This window comes from Streptomyces deccanensis (assembly GCF_022385335.1).
In the GTDB taxonomy this organism is placed as follows: domain Bacteria; phylum Actinomycetota; class Actinomycetes; order Streptomycetales; family Streptomycetaceae; genus Streptomyces; species Streptomyces deccanensis.
On sequence record NZ_CP092431.1, the window covers coordinates 2238081 to 2256722 of the forward strand.

General features: G+C 71.7%; 14 protein-coding genes. 3 read left to right on the forward strand and 11 right to left on the reverse strand.

Features of this window, described 5'->3' with window-relative positions:
* Positions 1-63: 63 nt before the first annotated feature.
* Together L3078_RS09985 and L3078_RS09990 are read right to left on the reverse strand one after the other, a co-directional pair.
* Positions 64-933 carry an esterase/lipase family protein gene (locus tag L3078_RS09985; RefSeq protein ID WP_239753065.1) on the reverse strand — a complete coding sequence of 290 codons (870 nt, stop codon included), beginning with the start codon at positions 931-933 and terminating at the stop codon, positions 64-66.
* Between the two features lie 188 nt (positions 934-1121).
* On the reverse strand, positions 1122-1568 hold the full coding sequence (locus L3078_RS09990) for a MarR family winged helix-turn-helix transcriptional regulator (protein ID WP_239753066.1): 447 nt from the start codon (positions 1566-1568) through the stop codon (positions 1122-1124).
* Positions 1569-1691: 123 nt separating this feature from the next.
* Between L3078_RS09990 and L3078_RS09995 the strand changes: the two genes are divergently transcribed.
* Positions 1692-2066 carry a cupin domain-containing protein gene (locus L3078_RS09995; protein ID WP_239753067.1) on the forward strand — a complete coding sequence of 125 codons (375 nt, stop codon included), beginning with the start codon at positions 1692-1694 and terminating at the stop codon, positions 2064-2066.
* Between the two features lie 15 nt (positions 2067-2081).
* Here the strand turns inward: L3078_RS09995 and L3078_RS10000 are convergent, their stop codons facing one another.
* Both L3078_RS10000 and L3078_RS10005 read right to left on the reverse strand, forming a co-directional pair.
* Entirely contained in the window at positions 2082-3050 is a 969-nt protein-coding gene (locus L3078_RS10000; RefSeq protein ID WP_239753068.1) for a DNA polymerase Y family protein, read from the reverse strand.
* Positions 3047-6616 carry a DNA polymerase III subunit alpha gene (locus tag L3078_RS10005; protein ID WP_239753069.1) on the reverse strand — a complete coding sequence of 1190 codons (3570 nt, stop codon included), beginning with the start codon at positions 6614-6616 and terminating at the stop codon, positions 3047-3049. Before L3078_RS10005 ends, L3078_RS10000 begins: the two co-directional genes overlap by 4 nt.
* A gap of 198 nt (positions 6617-6814) precedes the next feature.
* Here L3078_RS10005 and L3078_RS10010 point away from each other — a divergent pair, with 198 nt between their 5' ends.
* A complete protein-coding gene (locus tag L3078_RS10010) occupies positions 6815-7930 on the forward strand; it encodes an ABC transporter permease (RefSeq protein WP_239753070.1) in 1116 nt (371 codons plus the stop codon).
* Between the two features lie 7 nt (positions 7931-7937).
* Here the strand turns inward: L3078_RS10010 and L3078_RS10015 are convergent, their stop codons facing one another.
* From L3078_RS10015 to L3078_RS10040, 6 genes are all read right to left on the reverse strand, one after another.
* On the reverse strand, positions 7938-9017 hold the full coding sequence (locus L3078_RS10015; RefSeq protein ID WP_239753071.1) for a S1 family peptidase: 1080 nt from the start codon (positions 9015-9017) through the stop codon (positions 7938-7940).
* Positions 9018-9673: 656 nt separating this feature from the next.
* Complete coding sequence (locus L3078_RS10020) at positions 9674-10480, reverse strand: slipin family protein (protein WP_239760267.1); 807 nt, start codon at positions 10478-10480, stop codon at positions 9674-9676.
* A gap of 258 nt (positions 10481-10738) precedes the next feature.
* The gene (locus tag L3078_RS10025; RefSeq protein WP_239753072.1) at positions 10739-11641 is read right to left on the reverse strand and encodes a S1 family peptidase; all 903 of its coding nucleotides are present in this window, start codon (positions 11639-11641) and stop codon (positions 10739-10741) included.
* Positions 11642-12069: 428 nt separating this feature from the next.
* Positions 12070-13026 (reverse strand): LLM class flavin-dependent oxidoreductase, encoded by a 957-nt coding sequence (locus tag L3078_RS10030; RefSeq protein WP_239753073.1) that lies wholly within the window; start codon positions 13024-13026, stop codon positions 12070-12072.
* 94 nt (positions 13027-13120) lie between these two features.
* A complete protein-coding gene (locus L3078_RS10035) occupies positions 13121-14953 on the reverse strand; it encodes an FAD/NAD(P)-binding protein (protein ID WP_239753074.1) in 1833 nt (610 codons plus the stop codon).
* A 400-nt stretch (positions 14954-15353) separates the two neighbouring features.
* A complete protein-coding gene (locus L3078_RS10040) occupies positions 15354-16613 on the reverse strand; it encodes a DUF5685 family protein (RefSeq protein ID WP_239753075.1) in 1260 nt (419 codons plus the stop codon).
* 303 nt (positions 16614-16916) lie between these two features.
* Between L3078_RS10040 and L3078_RS10045 the strand changes: the two genes are divergently transcribed.
* Positions 16917-17360, forward strand: a complete 444-nt coding sequence (locus L3078_RS10045) for a cell division protein SepF (protein WP_045556976.1) — start codon at positions 16917-16919, stop codon at positions 17358-17360.
* A 53-nt stretch (positions 17361-17413) separates the two neighbouring features.
* Here L3078_RS10045 and L3078_RS10050 read toward each other — a convergent pair whose 3' ends face one another.
* The gene (locus L3078_RS10050; protein WP_239753076.1) at positions 17414-18583 is read right to left on the reverse strand and encodes an acyl-CoA dehydrogenase family protein; all 1170 of its coding nucleotides are present in this window, start codon (positions 18581-18583) and stop codon (positions 17414-17416) included.
* Positions 18584-18642 lie beyond the last annotated feature (59 nt).

Sequence of the window (18642 nt, forward strand, 5' to 3'; positions counted from 1 at the left end):
GACTTCCGGGGCCTGTCGGGCGGCTCAGGCCGGACAGGCCCCGGCGGAACGCGTCGGCACGTGTCAGCCGACGACCGAGAGACACGTCGTCGGGGTGGCGTGGGCCGGATCCAGGGCGTTGACGACCTCGTGGAACGCGATCCGGTCGAGGAGCCCGATCGCCGCGTGCTCGGAGAGGTCGAGCGCGCAGAGGTCCTGGATGACGATGTTGCGTACGTTCGGCCCGTCGAGGAACTGGGACCGGTACGGCGTGACCACCTCGTCGTACTGGGTGGCGAGGACCGTGTAGGTCACGCCGGGGACGGTGTCGCCGCCCGCGTTGAGCCTGGTGAGGAACGGGGATCCGACGACCTGGTCGGCGAGGGCCGGGGTGGCGGCGGAGAGCAGGTCGCCGGCGCCGGGGAAGTGGTCGAGGAGCTGGGTGAGGCCGTTGAGGGTGGTGCCGTGGTTGGAGGGCGCGATGCCGACGAGCGCGTTCACCTCGGCGGCGCCGCCGAGGAACTTGAGGTAGTAGCGGGGCATCATGCCGCCCTGCGAGTGGCCGACGAGGTCGGCCTCGGCGGCGCCGGTCGCGGCGAGCACCCGGTCGACGAAGGCGTCGAGCTGCTTCGCCGACTTGTCGATGGGGCCGAGCCCGTTGAAGAAGGCCACGCCGGAGAGTTGGCCGTAGTCGAGGGAGTAGACGCAGTAGCCGCGGTTCACGAGGTACGGCGCGAGGCCCAGCCAGTTGTCGACGGAGTTCGCGAACGTCCCGTGGACGAGGACGACGGGGCGGGGGTGGGCGCTGGAGGGTTTGCAGGAGTAGTCGTTCCAGCCACGACTCGGTGCGGCGGCCGTGTCGGCGGCCTCCGCGGCGGTGACGGGCACGAGGGTCGCCGCGGCGGCCAGGCACAGGGCCGCCAACGGTCTGATCAGGCGCTTCCAGGGCAGCATCGGGTGATCTCCTTGCGGCTCAAGGGACGTGCGACGACGTTCGCCCTGTGATCCGGATCACGAGGATGCTGTTCTTCTTCGCCAAGTTACGGGCGAGTAGAAAAAGTGGGAAGTTACGCGTCAGTAAAAAAATTCAAGTGATGATCGGGACCACTGACACGTGACCACTGACACGTGACGCCGGACCGTCACCAGGCGGGCTTGATGGGTCCGTAGGGCGCGATACGCAGCAAGAGGTCGCGCAACGCCCGCACCTCACCCGCTCCGCCGAGCGTCTCGGCCCACGCCGCGACCACCTCGGCCGCCGCCTCCTCCGCCGCCCGCGCGCAGGACCAGCCGCGTTCGGTCAGCACGATCAGCCGGGCGCGGGCGTCCCGCGGATGCGGCCGGCGGTCGACGTACCCCTTGCGCACGAGTTCGTCAGCCAGCTGACTGGCCGCCTGCTTGGTCACGCCGAGATGGGCGGCGAGCTCGGTGACCGTCGCACCGTCCGGAGCGAGTCGGGCGAACGCGAACCCGTAGGAGGGGCGCGCCTCGAAGCCGCGGGCGGCGACTCCCTCGTCGATACGGCGCGTCAGCTCACCGGCGGCGGCGAGCAGGGCGGCGGACAGGGTCAGGGCTTCGGAGTTCTGCACGCCCGCATTGAAACACCGTTGACGAATCGGTCAAGCAGCTTGACCATAAGACAAGTGGTCAAGCTCCTTGACCACTTCGTTCGAAGACCCCCGAGACTCCCCGAAGATCCCAGGAGGACCCGTATGCCTGTCGTCCGTTCGTCCGAAGCCGTCGTCCACGAGATCCACGGCGCCCGTTTCGTCTCGTACGCCACTCCGCTCACCGGCAGCAGGGAACTGGCCGCTTGGCGGGGCGAGATACCCGCCGGGACCAGGGCGCCCGCGCACACCGTCAACCGGGAGGAGATCTTCCACCTCCTCGGCGGGGAACTGCTGATCACCCTCGACGCTCACACCCACCGCGTCACGGCGGGCGACACAGTGATCATCAACGCCGGCACGACCGTCACCGTGGAGAACCCGACGACCGAGGTCGCCACGTCCTGGGTCACCACCTCCGTCGGCCTGGAGGCGGAGCTGGCCGACGGCACGCGGATCGTGCCGCCGTGGGCCAACTGATCGCCCGCCGGGGTGTCACGCGGCCAGCGTCCCCGGCATCACCGCGTGCGGGCCGAACTTGGCGCGGGCCCGGTCGGCGACCTCCTCGATCCGGCGGACCTTCTCGTCGACGGGGTCGAAGGCGAGCTGGTGCGAGGCCTGGTCGGCGGGGGTGAGGCCCTCGGCGCGCAGGGCGATCGCGCGGACGCGGGCGCGCTGGAGGCCGAGGGCGTCGTACAGGGCGTAGGCGGTCGCGGTGAGCGCCGGGGAGTGCGCGGTCGGCTCCTTGAGCGTGCGGGTGCGGGTCGTCGAGGACCGGTCGGCGTAGCGGACGGTGAGGGTCAGGGTGCGGCAGACCTTCTCCAGGGCGCGCAGCCGGGAGCCCAGCTCCTCGGCGCCGGCGAGCAGGGCGCGGCGGTGCCGGTCGGGGTTCAACTCGTCGTACGGAAAGGTCTGTTCGGTGGCGAGCGAGCGTGCGACAGCGTTCGGCACCACCCGTCCCCGGTCGACGCCGTTGGCCTTCTCGTGCAGGTCACGGCCGGTGCGCGCGCCGACCAGGCGCTGCAGTGTGGACAGGGGTGCGCAGGCGACCCCGCCGAGGGTTTCGAGGCCGTACTCCCGCAGGGTGCGGGCGGTCGCGGTGCCGACGCCGGGCAGCGCGCCGACGGGCAGTTCGGCGAGGAAGTCCACGACGAGGTCCGCGGGCACCGCGCAGGGCGACCCGGGTGCCGCCGCCCCCAGCGCCAGTCGCGCCGTGAGCGGTCCGGGCCCGGCGCCGATCAGGCAGTCGACGCCGTACAGCGCGAGGGCGCGGACCCGGATCAGCCGGGCCAGTTCCTCGGCGTCCCGGCCGAAGTACCGTTCGGCGCCCCGGAGATCGGCCAGCGCGCCGTCCGGCGGCAGCGCCTCCACGACCGGGGTGAAGTCCTCGATCAGACCGAGGAGCCCGGGCAGGGCGGCCTCGTACCCCGACGGCAGCTGGAAACGTACGCAGAGGATGGTCATCCCGCACTCCCTGGGCTCTGGTGCCACAACTTCCGTAGCTGAGAAGGACCTTGCGAGGGCTCTTCGCCCGCGGGCCGCAGATCGGCCCATGGATGCATCTCGTATCCGGTGGGCATCCGGATCCGCCGCCCGGTGTCACCGCGCCTGCCGTCCGGCTCACCACCGGTGCTCCCGTCGCCCCCGGTGTTCCCGTCGTTCCCGGTGGCCACCGGCGCCGCCAGCCGGGGTGCCACCGCGTCGAGGCCGCCCTCGCGCCGCAGCTCCACCAGCTCGGCGAGGTTCCAGGCGGCCGCGCCCACCACGCTGAGGCTGCGCGGTCCGCGCCGCTGCACCACTCCGCGCACCAGCAGCAGCCAGGAGTGGAAGACGGTGTGGGCGCAGGTGTCGTGGGAGTCGTCGAAGAAGGCGAGGTCGACCAGGCCGGTGCCGTCGTCGAGGGTGGTGAAGACGACCCGCTTGCCGGAGCGGATCGGCGGGGTCTGGGTGGCCGCCTTGGCCCCCGCGACCAGCACCGTCTCGCCGTGCCGCGCCTCGCGCAGCCGCCGGGCCGACACCACGCCCAGCTCGTCGAGGAAGGCCCGGTGGTCGTCCATCAGATTGCGCGAGACGTCCATCGACAGCACGCCCAGCTCTGCGCTGAGCCGCTCGGCGGAGGACAGGTCCGGCAGACCGGCCGGGGCGGTCCGCCGCCCTCCGGCCAACGGGAGCTGACCGCCGCCCGCGCCCCGGCCGGCCCGGTGCAGCTCGGTCAGGTGCAGTTGCAGGTCACGCCGGTTGGCGCCGAACGCGTCCAACGCGCCGACCTGGGCCAGCCTTTGAGCCAGCGGTCGGCTCGGCCGCGCCCGCTCCCAGAAGTCCAGCAGCGAGGCGTACGGCTGCCCGTCCGCGATCCGCGCCGCCTCGGCCTCACTGATGCCGTGCACATCGGAGAGCGCGAGCCGGATCCCCCACGCCTTCTCCCCGTCCGAGCCCTTCCCCGGCACCCGCCTTGTCTTCGCTCTCTCCTCCGACCCCTCTGATTCAGACACCAGTTCGATCCGATGAGCGACCGCGGACCGGTTCACGTCCACCGGCAGGATCGGCACCCCGCGCCGCCGCGCGTCCGCCAGCAGCAGCCGCTTCGGGTACATCCCGGGATCGTGGGTGAGCAGCCCGGCGTAGAAGGCCGCCGGATGATGCGTCTTCAGCCACGCCGACTGGTACGTCGGCACCGCGAAGGCCACCGCGTGCGCCTTGCAGAAGCCGTACGACCCGAAGGCCTCGACGATCTCCCAGGTCCGGGCGATCGTCTCGGCGTCGTACCCCTTCGCCGCCGCGTGCTGCGCGAACCAGACCCGGATCCGCCCCTGCGACTCGGGGTCGGACAGCCCGCGCCGCACCCGGTCGGCCTCGTCCCGGCCGCAGCCGGTCATGCGGTGCACGATGTCGATGACCTGCTCGTGGAAGACGACCACGCCGTACGTCTCCCGCAGCGGCTCCGCCAGATCCTCGTGCGGGTAGCGGACCGGCGCCCGCCCGTGCCGGGCCGCGATGAACGGCCGCACCATGTCGGCGGCGACCGGCCCCGGCCGGAACAGCGAGATGTCCACCACGAGGTCGTGGAAGGTGGCCGGCTGGAGCCGCCCCACCAGGTCCCGCTGACCCGGCGACTCGATCTGGAAGCAGCCCAACGTCTCGGTGGAGCGGATGAGTTCGTACGTCGCCGGATCGCCCGCGCCCCGCTCGAAGTCGAGCGCGTCCAGGTCGACCCGCTCCCCCGTCGCCCGCGCGACCTCCGCCACCGCGTGCGCCATCGCCGACTGCATCCGCACCCCCAGCACATCGAGCTTGAGCAGCCCGAGGTCCTCGACGTCGTCCTTGTCGAACTGGGACATGGGCAGCCCCTCGCCGCTGGTCGGCATCACCGGCGTACGGCGGAGCAGGGACGCGTCGGAGAGGAGCACCCCGCACGGGTGCATGGCGACTCCGCGCGGGAGCGCGTCCAGCGCCTCGACCAGCTCCCACAGCCGGCCGTACTTCTCCTGCTCCCCCGCCAACTGCCGCAGCTCGGGCAGCTCTTCGAGCGCCGCCCGCGCATCACGGGCCCGGATGTGCGGGAAGGACTTGGCGATCCGGTCGATGTCGGCGGGGTCCAGGGAGAGGGCCGCACCCACGTCCCGGACGGCGTGGCGGACGCGGTACGTCTCGGGCATCGCGACGGTCGCGACCCGCTCGGTGCCGAAGCGGTCGATGATCGCGCGGTAGACCTCCAGCCGGCGCGCGGACTCCACGTCGATGTCGATGTCGGGCAGCGCGACCCGCCGTTTGGACAGGAACCGCTCCATCAGCAGCCCGTGTTCGACGGGGTCGGCGTGCGCGATGTCCAGGAGGTGGTTCACCAGGGACCCGGCGCCGGACCCGCGCGCGGCGACCCGGATCCCCATCTTGCGTACGTCATCCACGACCTGAGCGACCGTCAGGAAGTAGGAGGCGAAGCCGTGGTGGGCGATCACGTCCAGTTCCCGGTGCATCCGCTCCCAGTAGTCGCGCCGGGCGCCGTAGCCGTGCCGCATCATCCCGGCGGCCGCCCGCGAGGCCAGCACCCGCTGGGCGGTGCGGCGGCCCGCGCCGACGAGACGCGGCTCGGGGAAGTGGACGGTGCCGAGGCCGAGGTCGTCCTCCGGGTCGACCAGGCACTCGGCGGCGGTGGCCCGGGTCTGCTCCAGCAGCCGGTGCGCGGTGTCACGGCGGTACCCGGCGGCCTCGACGACCCGCTCGGCGACGCCCAGCATGGCGTCCGCGCCCTTGAGCCAGGCCTCGCCGGAGTCCAGCTCGCCCCGGGGGTCGACGGGGACGAGCCGCCGGGCCGCGTCCAGGACGTCGGCGACCGGACCCATGCCGGGGTCCGCGTACCGGACGGCGTTGCTGAGCACGGGCCGTACCCGCTGCTCGGCGGCGAAGCCGACGGTCCGGGCGGCCAGCCGCAGCGAACCGGGGCCGGTGCCCTCGCGGCCGTGCCACACCGCTTCGAGGCGCAGGGCGTCGCCGTACGCCTCCCGCCAGGGCACGAGGAGCTTCGCGGCGCGGTCGGGGCGCCCGGCGGCCAGCGCGCGCCCCACGTCGGAGGCGGGGCCGAGGAGCACGGTCAGGCCCTCGGCGGCACACTCCGACCAGGGCAGCAGCGGCGGAACCTCATTCCTGTTCCCGTCCGGGCCACCGTCCGCATGCGCCGCCGAAACGATTCTGCACAGCTCGGCCCAGCCCTTGGCCCCCTCCCGGGCGAGGAACGTCACCCGAGGGGTCGACTCGTCGAGGAAGGCGCCGCCGCGCACGGGGGCACGCCGCCGCGCCTGCCGTACGGAAGGCGCGGGCGCCCCCACCGCCAGCTCCACCCCGAACAGCGGGCGGACCCCCGCCCCGGCGCACGCCTTGGCGAACCGGACGGCGCCCGCGAGGGTGTCCCGGTCGGTGAGCGCGAGGGCGTCCATGCCCCGCTCGGAGGCGCGCTCGGCCAGCCGCTCCGGGTGCGAGGCCCCGTACCGCAGGGAGAACCCGGAGACGGTGTGCAGATGCGTGAACCCCGGCACACGCACCTCCCGCACTCGATCCACCAGTCACCCAGCCACTCGATCAGCCTTGCTCGGCCACTCGATCAGCCACTCGGCTCGAACATCAGTTCACAGCCTCCTCGCCTCCACCATAGACCACTTTTCGAACTTCTGTACGACAACCATTCGGCCCCGTCCCACCTGCGCAAACACCGCCCTCCTCCGACCGTGGGGGACATGACACAGACGGCCGAGCCCGCCCCCAGGTCCTTCCTCGACGAGCTCAAGGACGGGGTCACCCCACGGGCCACCCTGCTCGTCGTCGGGGTGCTCGCCCTGCAGCTGCTCTTCATCGCCTCGTACGTGGGGGCGCTGCACCACCCGAAGCTCAGGGACGTGCCGTTCGGTGTGGTCGCGCCCCGGGCGGCGGCCGAGCAGGCGGTGACCCGGCTGGAGGGCCTGCCGGGCGAGCCGCTGGACCCGCGTACGGTGGCCGACCGGGCGGCGGCGCGCGAGCGGATCGTGGACCGGGAGATCGACGGCGCCCTGCTGATCGACCCGGCCGGCACCACCGACACCCTGCTGGTCGCCTCCGGCGGCGGACGCACCCTCGCCAACGCGCTGGCCACCCTCGTCACCGCGCTGGAGCGGTCCGAGGGCCGCACGGTGCGGACGGTGGACGTGGCCCCGGCCGACACCGGGGACGCCAACGGGCTCACGTCCTTCTATCTGGTCGTGGGCTGGTGCGTGGGCGGCTATCTGTGCGCCTCGGCGCTGGCGATGAGCGCGGGCGCGCGGCCCACCAACATCCGGCGCGGGATCATCCGCCTCGGCGCCCTCGCGCTGTTCGCGATCCTCGGCGGCCTCGGCGGCGCGGTCATCGCCGGGCCGGTCCTGGGCGCCCTGCCGGGAAGCCTGGCGGCCCTGTGGGGGCTGGGGGCTCTGGTGGTCTTCGCGGTGGGCGCGGCCACGCTGGCGCTCCAGTGCGTCTTCGGGATCGCCGGCATCGGCGTGGCCGTCCTGCTGGTGGTGATCGCGGGCAACCCGAGCGCGGGCGGCGCGCTGCCGCCGCCGCTGCTCCCGCCGTTCTGGGCGGCGATCGGCCCGGCCCTGCCACCGGGAGCGGGCGTCTGGGTGGCCCGCTCGATCGCGTACTTCGAGGGCAACGACACCACCGGCCCGCTGCTGGTGCTCTCCGCCTGGGCAGTGGCGGGGGCCGCCATCACCGTGGCGATGGCGGCCCTGAGAAAGAAGCCGACGGATCGGCAGGCTTCTGATCGGCCGGCTTCTGATCGGCCGGCTTCTGATCGGCCGGCTTCCACCCAGCAGGCTTCTGACCGGCCGTTCAGCTGACCGGCTGTCAGCCGATCTGCGTGCCGGTCGCCGAGAGCGCCTCGGTGACGGGCTGGAAGAACGTCTCGCCGCCCGAGGTGCAGTCGCCGCTGCCGCCGGAGGTGAGGCCGATGGCCTTGTCGCCCGAGAAGAGCGAGCCGCCGCTGTCGCCCGGCTCGGCGCAGACGTCGGTCTGGATGAGGCCGTTGACGATGTCGCCGTTGCCGTAGTTCACGGTGGCGTCGAGGCCGGTGACCGTGCCGCCGTGGACCTGGGTGGTCGAACCGCTGCGGGTGACCTTCATGCCCACGGTCGCCTCGGCGGCCCCGGAGATGGCCTGGGTGGAGCCGTTGTAGAGGTTGACCTCGCTCGGGTGGTCGACGTCGGCGGTGTACTTCACCAGACCGTAGTCGTCGCCCGGGAAGCTGGAGTCCGCGTTCTCGCCGATGACCTGGCCGCCGGCCGACCACGTGGAGATGCCCTCGGTGCAGTGACCCGCCGTCAGGAAGAACGGCTCGCCGCCCTTGACCACGTTGAAGCCGAGGGAGCAGCGGCCGCTGCCGCCGGTGATGGCGTCGCCGCCCGCGACGAAGGGCTTGTACTCGCCCTTGGTGCGCTTGAGTTCGGCCTTGGCCCCGAGGCCGTCCACGACCTTGGTGAGTCTCGCCAGCTCGGCCTCGGAGACGGTGCGGTCGGCGGTGACGACGACCTTGTTGGTGGTCGGGTCGGTGGCCCAGGCGGTACCGGGGATGGTGGCGTCCGCCTTGAGGGTGGTCCGGGCGCTCTTCAGCTCGGCGAGGGAGTTCTCCACGATGCGGGCCTTGGCACCGGCCGCCTCGACGGTCTCGGCGGCGGCCTCGTCGAGCACGTTGACGACGAGGAGCTTGCTCTTCGCGTCGTAGTACGTTCCCGCCGCGTCGGCGCCGAGGTCCGCGTCGAGGGTCAGGGCGAGCTTTCCGGCCGCCGTGATGGAGAGCGCTTTCGGCTCGGGGGTCGGCGCGGTCTCACTCGCGTTCGCAGTCTGGAAGGTCACTCCCGCGGCGACCAGTGCGGCGATGCCGGCACCCGTCACGACGGCGCGGCGCCTGGGTATGCGTCGGTGCTTCAACTCGCGTCCTCCTGTGGGGGGTTGGCCGAGAGGGGCGTGGGGGCCCCGTTCGACCGGAAGGTGTGCGGGCAAGGAGGCGACGGACGGTAAAAACGCCGCGTCCATGCCAACTGTGCGGCGACAACTATTCCTAGGCGCGCGGGGGGCACACAAGGTCGACTTCAGGCCGAGCACACAACGAGGGCGCACGCCCCCTATGTCATTACCGTCCGGTAACGCACCACTTGAGGATCACAGGAATTCGCACTGCAAACACGAGAAGCAACGACCTCGTCAGCAACGGGTGAGGTCTACTCCTGTCTTGAATTCACCCATGGAAGGTCCGGGATGAAACGGGTCTCGCGGGGCGGGAGTTGCATCCGCATCCCCTTTACCCCAGCCTTGACAACCGGCCGCGGGTCCAGTGGGGGCTTCTCGCGCAGTTCCCCGCGCCCCTGAAAAGCAGGCTGCGCCCCGTGCTTTTCAGGCCCGCAGGGCCTGACGCTTCTAGGGGCGCGGGGAACTGCGCGAGCAACCCCCACCCACAGGTGGCGCCCCTGAACAGCGGGAGCCCCCTGCCGCGCCCCGGCTTCTTCAGGCCCGCGGGCCTGACGCTTCAAGGGGCGCGGGGAACTGCGCGACCAGCCCCCACCGACCCGCAGCCGACCCACCACCCGCTAGGACGCCCCGCTTCCCGGCGGAGCCTCCTGCACCGGCGGAGCCCCCTGCTGCGCCCGTTCCAGGAACCGCAACAGCTCCACCGGGAACGGCAGCACCAACGTGGAGTTCTTCTCGGCCGCCACCGCCACCACCGTCTGCAGCAACCGCAGTTGCAGCGCGGCAGGCTGCTCGGACATCTCCTTGGCCGCCTCGGCGAGCTTCTTCGACGCCTGCAGCTCCGCGTCCGCGTTGATGACCCGCGCCCGGCGCTCCCGGTCGGCCTCGGCCTGCCGCGCCATGGACCGCTTCATGGTCTCGGGCAGCGAGACATCCTTGATCTCGACCCGGTCGATGGTGACGCCCCACTCCACCGCCGGGCTGTCGATCATCAGCTCCAGCCCCTGGTTGAGCTTCTCCCGGTCGGAGAGCAGATCGTCCAGCTCGCTCTTGCCGATGATGGACCTGAGCGAGGTCTGGGCCATCTGGGAGACGGCGAACCGGTAGTCCTCCACCCGCACGATCGCGTCCGCCGCCGAGGTCACCTTGAAGTACACGACGGCGTCCACCCGCACGGTGACGTTGTCCCGGGTGATGCCCTCCTGCGCGGGCACCGGCATCGTGACGATCTGCATGTTGACCTTCTGGAGCCGGTCGACGAACGGCACGATCATCGTGAAACCGGGCCCCCGCACCTTCGGCTTCAGCCGGCCGAGCCGGAACACCACCCCCCGCTCGTACTGCTTCACGACCCGGGCCGCCGACAGCACGTACGCCGTGCCGACCGACGCGAGGGCCACCCCCGCCGTCACCAGCTCCTCGACCATCACGGCCCCCAGGGTCCGAAGTGGGCGTATGAGAGGGAGTACGGATCGAAGGTAACCCCGCCGCCGGAACGAGGGCGAGCCCCCGCACACACATGATGTGCGGGGGCTCGCCCGTTGCAACCTGCTGCCGACAGCGGCCGGGTGGGGAATCGGCGCCGGGGGGAAGTGCGCCGACCCCCACTCGACCTGTCGGCCTGCCTACCTGTCGGCCTGCCTACCTGTCAGCCTCTCGACCGGATCACCGGACGATCCACCGACCTAGTAGACCGAGACGCCGTACGCGCTCAGGGCCTCGGTGACCGGCTGGAAGAAGGTCGTGCCACCGGAGCTGCAGTTGCCGCTGCCGCCGGAGGTGAGACCGTACGCCACGCCGTTGCTGCCGTAGAGCGGGCCGCCGGAGTCGCCGGGCTCGGCACAGACCGTGGTCTGGATCATGCCGTAGACGATGTCGCCGCCACCGTAGTTCACGGTCGCGTTGAGAGCGGTCACGCGTCCGGTACGGGTACCGGTGGTGGAGCCGGTGCGGATGACGTTGGTGCCCACGCTCGGGGTGGCCGCGCTGGTGATGTCCACGTTGCCCGCGGTGCCGTCCTTGGCGATGGACGTGTTGCTGTAGCGGACGAGACCGTAGTCGTTGGTCGGGAAGCTCGACCCGGCGGTCGGGCCGAGGACCGTGGTGCGGCCGGAGTTGGAGTACCAGGTGCCCGCGCCGTCGGTGCAGTGGCCGGCGGTCACGAAGTAGTACGTGCTCCCGCTGCGGACGTTGAAGCCCAGGGAACAGCGCCAGCTACTCGCATAGATGGCGTCGCCGCCCTTGATCAGCTTGTTGAACTTGCCCGGGGTCCGCTTGATCGTCAGGGCGTCGGCGTTCTCGCCCGCCGCCTCCTTGATCTTCGCCAGCTCGCCCTGGGAGACGGTGCTGTCGATGGTGACGACGACCTTGTCCGTCGCCGGGTCGATCGCCCAGGCGGTGCCCGGGATATCGGCCTTGAGCACCGATGAGCTGGCGCTCTTGAGCTCGGAGGCGCTGAACGTCTGGGTGCCTGCCGCGTTGGCGGTGGGGACCGTGACGGCGGCCGCGGCCGCGAGTCCGGCGGTCACGGCGATCAGCCGGGTCCGTCTCGCTATGCCGCTGCGGGGGGTGGTGCGCTTGATCCTCACTGTTCGTTCCCTCCAAAGGGAAGTCGGGGGCCCGCGTGGGGTCGGGGCCCGTGAGGCGCAGATCAAGGACATCGGTCCGGATTCCGGACACGCCGTGCCCCTGACAAGGCGCTGGGGGGAAGTATTCGGCCGTACCGCCGACCCACGCAAGGGTGCCTTTCGGCCTCTCGGGACCCAACCGGCTCGCCCTCCATGCCAGTTGATCCCACCAGGCCATATGTGCGGGTTCTGTGTGAATCCTTGTCGGCTCCCGGAGGGATCGGCTGACGGGTCGTCGGAGCAGGCCGCAGGGCCCGGAAGCGTTGATCACCACTATCGTCGGCCGCAGTGGAGGCCACCGCCCGAGGCGCCCGGTCGGAGTACCCGGGTCCACCGCCCGGGGGTGTCCGGAAGTGATGCGTTGGGCCGTTCAGCCGTTCGGCGGTGTGTCATGACGTTCCCCCTGTCACGACGTGCCGGTGGGCGGGCCGGGTGAGACCCAGGTGCTCGCGGAGCGTGCTGCCCGGGTAGAAGGTGCGGAACAATCCCCGGTGCTGGAGCAGCGCCACCGTCCCGTTGACGAGTCGCTCCAGGTCACGGCGCGGTTCGACGGGGACGAGATGGAAGCCGTCCGTGGCCCCGGCGCGGTGCCAGTCGGTGATCAGCTCGGCCAGGGCGACGGGGCCGCCCCGGTACAGCGGGCCGTCCGAGGTACGGCGTGGCCCTCCCCCGCCGTGGCCCGGCTCGGCCGCGTGCTCCCCGCCGCCGAGGTCCACTCTGAGGCTCACCAGAACCCGCAGTTCGTCGGGGTCCCGCCCCGCCCGGGCCGCCCCGTCCCGCAGCTCCGTCCGTACGGCGTCGGCGTGGGCCGGGTCGGCGACCCGCAGGAGTGCCACCTCCGCGTACCGGGCGGCGGCCCCGCGGCTCTCCTCCTCGGTCACGTCGACGACCCGCACCGGATGCCCTTGGGCCGACCGGGTCACCACCGAAGCCCCCTGAGCCGGGAGCCCGGCACCCTCGACATCCGCGACCGCCCCGGAGCCGATGTGACGCGCCCTCACCGGCAGCGCCTCCTCCTCCGTCCCCGGCGCCTCGATCCACCACCCGGCCCGCCCCCGGCTGACCCGGTCGAGCGTCGCGACGGCCGCCCGCACCCGGCACGGCTCGGTGGGCGCCGCCGTCACCACCGGCACGAGGCCGACCCGGTCCGTCTCCGGCGCCACCCGGGCCGACACCGCCAACGCGTCCAGCCCCGGCCGCGCGAACGCGTCCCCGACGGTCACGAAATCCAGCGCCCCGCGCTCCGCGAGCCGGGCGAGTTCGACGCACGTCTCCCCGTCGCCCTCCGCCCGCTGATCGATGGCTGCGGCCAGGTGCAACCGCCCCCGACCGTACGACGACCCCATACCGACCGACCTCTCTCCACTCCGACCCAAGACCGCACGACCGCACGACCACGTACAGAAACCCCCGCCCCCCACCCCGAACCCGCCCCCGTCCTCACGCGGCCGCGCGCTGCCCGAGGTCGCGCAGGAACGTCAGTACGGCCCGGGCCGTCGCGTCGTTCTGGCGGAAGGCCGGCCCGCCCGTACGCGGCCGGGTGAACGCGCCCGGCGTACGGCTGTTCGTGTAGGGGCCGAGGGCGAAACGTCTGGGGTGCGGGCGTCCGGCCCGGTCCAGGACGCGCCCGTCCCCGGGGTCGACGGCGACCAGCCCCTCCGCCGTCTCGACGACACCCCCGTCCTCGTACAGCTCGCGCAGCAACCCGTCCCGTACCCGCGCGACCGTCGGCTCCGGGAGCCGTGCCTCGACCAGTGCCCTCGCCTCGACCGACCGGCCGGGGACGGTGGCCCCGGACGCCCGGAACACCCCGTCCCCGACGGTCACGGTCATGTCCGCCCCGACGAAGTTCAGGACGCCGGCCCGCGACAGCGCGAGCATCTGCCGCAACCGGGGGCCGGGCGGGCCGGAGGCCAGGTAGCTGAAGAACCCGTGCCACCAGGGGCCGACGTCCCCGAGCCGGATCAACTGCCCGTAGACGGAGAGCAGTCCGAAGAAGACCCCCAGGTCCGGGCTGAACGACGGATCATGACGGCGTGCCAGATCGGCCTCGACATAGTCGCGCAGGCCGACCTGGAACTCCTCGTACGATCCGTACCGCACCCCCTCCAACGGGCGGTCCAGCGCGGCCAGGTCCAGCCGGTCGGCCGCGTCCGGCACCGCCGAGGCCACCAGCACCGCCCGTTCCCCCGCGTCCGCCGCCGCGTACTTCTCCTCGAAGTCCGCCCAGGCCATGGCGGTCCGCTCGGGGTGGGCACGGAACAGCCGGTGGTAGTGCGCGAACCCCAGCTCCTTCTCCACCGACGGCCACACGTCACGCCGGAAGTCCACCCGCCCGGCCCGGCCCGCCCGCTCCAGCACCGCGTCGACCTCGGCCGGCCCGAAGAACCGTGGCAGCGGCGGCCGTTCCCCCTCCAGGTCGTACCCGATCTTCGAGTGGTACGGCACTCCGCGCCGCGACCCCACGTACAGCACGGGCTCCCGCCCCGAGGGGTGATACGTCAACTCCCCGTCGCCGCCCCCGTCGGGGTCCCCCTCGTACCGCCCGCCGCGTCCCTCCGTCAGCAGCACCATGAGGTCGACGAACGCGAGCCCGAAGCCCCGCACGAGCACCGGTTCCCCGGGCGCCAGCGACGACAGGTCACTGTCGGCGGTGAAGTCGGGCGGCAGATGGACGAGTCCATGGGTGCGGGCGTATTCCGCCAACTCCCGCTGTTCGTCGTCGAGTTCGGCGTCCAGATGGCCGAGTGCGAGGACGACGAGGTCCGCGGACAGCGGACGGGTCCGCCCCTCCAGCCACACCTGCTGACGCTCTTCGGGCTGACCCGTCACCCGGAGCGCCCGCCGCGGATGATGGCGGACGGTGACCCCTTCGGGCAGGTCGGCCACGGCGCGTCCGTGCACCCAGCGCAGATACTCGCCCTGGATCCGCCGGTCCGGGAAGACCCGCCCGTCGAGGCCCGCCCACTCGTGCAGCGTGGGCCCCTCCCGGACGGGCCCCTCCATGGCCACCGTCTCGTCGGTGAACATGGTGACGTCCTCGGCCTGCGAGTTCATCCACAGCAACGGCGACTGCTCCGCCCGCCAGATGCGCCCGGCGCCCGGCGGATGCGGATCGACGAGGTGGATGTCGAAGCCCGCGCCCGCGTACAGCGCACCGGCGTTGGCGGCGATCCGCTCGATCAGCCCGGTGCCGCGCGGCCCGGCCCCGACGATCACCAGGGACGGACGGGAGAAGGGCGGGGAGGGAGGAGAGGAAGGGGCAGACGGCATGCGAAAGGCTCCGTGATGTCCGAGTCGAACACGGGTGCCTTCACACGAGCGCGTCCGGTGAGACGGACGCGGGCGACCGAGCCCCTCAGCAGCGGTCTGCGCCGAGAGTACGGCGGTCTTTCCCCCCGCTGTCAAGGTTGTCCGAACTGTGAGCGCCACGTCTCAAGTCGGTTGACGTGCCTTCGTATGCCTGTTCCACTTGGTCCATGCATCCGCAGCAGTGGCTGGTCAAGCGCTCCCACATCGACTTCGGTCGAGTGTGGTCCTCCTCCTGTTGAGCTGAGCCGATCCCACTGCGCGCCCCGATTCCGCGGGGCGCCGTTCGCGTTTTCCCCCGGCCTTCACACACGCGCCCCTCCCCTCGCGTTCCCCTGTACTCCGGTCCCGCGCGGCTGCCTTCTCAGCAGTCACAGCCACAGCACTCGCACGCGTCACAGCAGTCGCAGTCCCGGCAGATGCCCTCGCGCTTCTTCCGGGACCAGGGGCCCTCGTACTCCTTCGCACAACACATCTGGCAGGTGCAGCACAGCAGCGTGAACATCCCGCACCCCGCCCAGAACCCCCGCCGCCGCGGCGGCTGAGGCGCCGGCGCGCCACCGAAACCACCGCCCCCGCCACCGCCGTGTCCCGCGCCACCACCGCCGAAGGGGTTCCCGCCACCGCCGGCGTAGGGATTGCTTCCGCCGCCCGCATAGGGGTCACCGGCGCCACCCGCGTACGGATTGCCCGGCACCGGCGCCCCACCCTGCTGGTGCGCCCACCCCTGCTGAGGCGCACCGCCCGGCTGATGCGCCGAGCACACCGGCACGGTTCCGAACGCGCGCTCCACCGACCTGCGTAGTTCGTGCACGAGGAGCAGATGGGCCAGCCCGGCGTCCACGAAGTCGACTTCGCGCAGGGCGAGTCGGATGCCGTGCAGGGCGTCGTCGGCGAGTCGTCGGGCCTCGGTGAGGGAGGTGCCGGTGGCGGTCAGCGGGTTCCACGCGCCGACGGCGGCGTCGGCGGTCCGGTCCTCCACCGCGTCCAGGAGATGGGCGAGCCGCCCGAAGAGGCGTCCGGCCTCGGCGAGCGGTTCGGCGTTGCCCGGTCGTCCGGCCAGGATCGCGGTGTGCGCGAACGCCGCCGCGGTCGCCGTCTCGGTCGGTTCGGTGACCGTGAGCAGCGGGGTGCCCAGGCCGGCGAGCGCCTCGATGCCGAGTTGCCGGTCCACGGCGTCGACCAGCACGGTCGTGTCGAACCCGATGTCCGCTCCCGTACGCGCCCCCGCGCGCCCCCAGTTCGTCGCGATCCGGCGCGCGGCGTGCGCCACCGGCTTGCGCGCGAGCAGTCCATCCCCATCGACGACATGGTCACGCACCTTGGCCGAGGCGAGGACGAGGGAGACGGCGGCGGCGAGCCGCGCGCCCTCACCGCGTGCGACGGAGGCGGTGCGCATCCCGCGCAGCGGACAGGGCCCGGCGGCGCGCCGCAGGTCGGTGGTGCGTTGGGCCTGAGCCTCCGTCAGAACCGAGACCAGCAAACCGTCATAATTGGTGACGATCCGAGCGAACTGCCCGTGATCCCCGCGCAGTGCGAGACAGAGTCCGCACAGATGCGCCATCCACTGGGTCCGCAGCCCCTCGCCCAGCCGGTGGCTGCACGGCCTCACGATTCCGAACACGACACTCCCCCGTGTCTCCCGACGTCTCCGCACGCCCGTCGGCGTGGCCGCATCGTAGCCGCCGGAACGTTCACCCGGACGCAGCAGGACTCACCCAAACGCCGTGAACAATATTATTTCACTCCCTGTCAGCAGGTGTGTACAGCGGAGCCCTTGGGGCACATGGACTCTCGACGAATTCGTTCTGCACCAGTACCGTCACGAAACCCCCGTGCGGCGTCTATCCACTTGGCGAGACATCCGCATCATGGACGACGATAGGGATGCGGAAAGCACGAAAGACCGCTGCGAGAGGAGGCGTCCATGGGATCGGTGCGCAAGGCGAGTGCCTGGCTTGGCCTCGTCGACGACAACGATGACGAGCGTTACTACGACGACGACTACGCCGATGAGCGGGAGTCCGGCACCGGCGAGGCCTGGGTCACCGACCCTCGTGTGAAGGTCGCGTCCGAGTCGGCGCAGGAGCACGGCCGCCGGATCGGCACGGTCACGCCGGACAGCTTCCGTGACGCCCGGCACATCGGCGAGCTCTTCCGGGACGGTGTCCCGGTCATCATGAACCTCACGAACATGGAGCCCGCCGACGCCAAGCGTGTCGTCGACTTCGCGGCCGGCCTGATCTTCGGTCTGCGCGGTTCGATCGAGCGCGTGTCGAACCGCGTGTTCCTGCTGACCCCCGCCGACACGGAGATCGTCAGCGGCGAGGTCGCGAGCCGTCCGGTGGACGGCTTCTTCAACCAGAGCTGAGGCAGGGCCGCTCGCCGGCCCGTCCTTTCGGTGTCCCGGTCACCCGGCGCGGCTCACCGGAAGGCGTCGAGACCGGTGAGCGCCTTGCCCAGCACGAGTTGGTGCATTTCGACGGTGCCCTCATAGGTGAGCACGGACTCCAGGTTGGTCGCGTGCCGCATCACCGGGTACTCGAGGGAGATCCCGTTCGCGCCGAGAATCGTGCGGGCGGTACGGCAGATCTCGATCGCCTCACGCACGTTGTTCAGCTTGCCGAAACTGATCTGCTCGGGACGGAGCCGTCCCGCGTCCATCCGCCGCCCCAGATGGTGGGCGAGCAGAATCCCCTTGTGCAACTCGACCGCCATATCGGCGAGTTTGGCCTGGGTGAGCTGGAACGCCCCGATCGGCTTCCCGAACTGCTCCCGCGTCTTCGCGTATTCGACGGCCGACTCGAAACAGCTTCGCGCGGCGCCCATCGAGCCCCAGACGATTCCGTAGCGGGCGTGCGAAAGGCAACTCAGCGGGCCTTTCAGCCCGATGACGTCCGGCAGTACGGCGTCGGCGGGCAACCGCACGTCGTCCAGGACGAGTTCGCTGGTGACGGAGGCGCGCAGGGACCACTTGTGCTTGATCTCCGGGGCGGAGAACCCGGCCGTGTCGGTGGGGACGACGAAGCCCCGCACGCCCTCCTCGGTCTGGGCCCACACCACGGCGACCCCGGCGACGGACCCGTTGGTGATCCACATCTTCCGCCCGTCGAGCACCCAGTCGGAGCCGTCCCGCTTGGCGTACGTGCGCATCGACGCCGGGTCGGACCCGTGGTCGGGCTCGGTCAGCCCGAAGCATCCGATGACGTCGCCGGAGGCCATGCGCGGCAGCCACGTCTGCTTCTGCTCCTCGCTGCCGAACCGGTGGATCGCGTACATCGCGAGCGACCCCTGCACGGACACGAGCGACCGGATCCCCGAGTCCGCGGCCTCCAGCTCCAGACAGGCGAGGCCGTACTGCACGGCGCTCGCCCCCGCGCACCCATACCCCTGAAGCGCCATCCCGAGGGCCCCGATCGCCCCCAACTCCCGCGCCAGCTCCCGGATCTGGGGCAGTTCGCCCCGCTCGTACCATTCGGCCACGTTCGGCAGCACCCGGTCCGCCACCCATCTCCGCACGGTGTCCCGCACGGCGAGGTCCTCCGGGTCGAGCAGATCATCGAGACCGAGGAGATCGGCGGGGTCGAAGCTCATGGGTGCACCTCCGGCTCAAAAACTAGCGACGCTAACCACCGTACCCAGTCCTCGCCGTC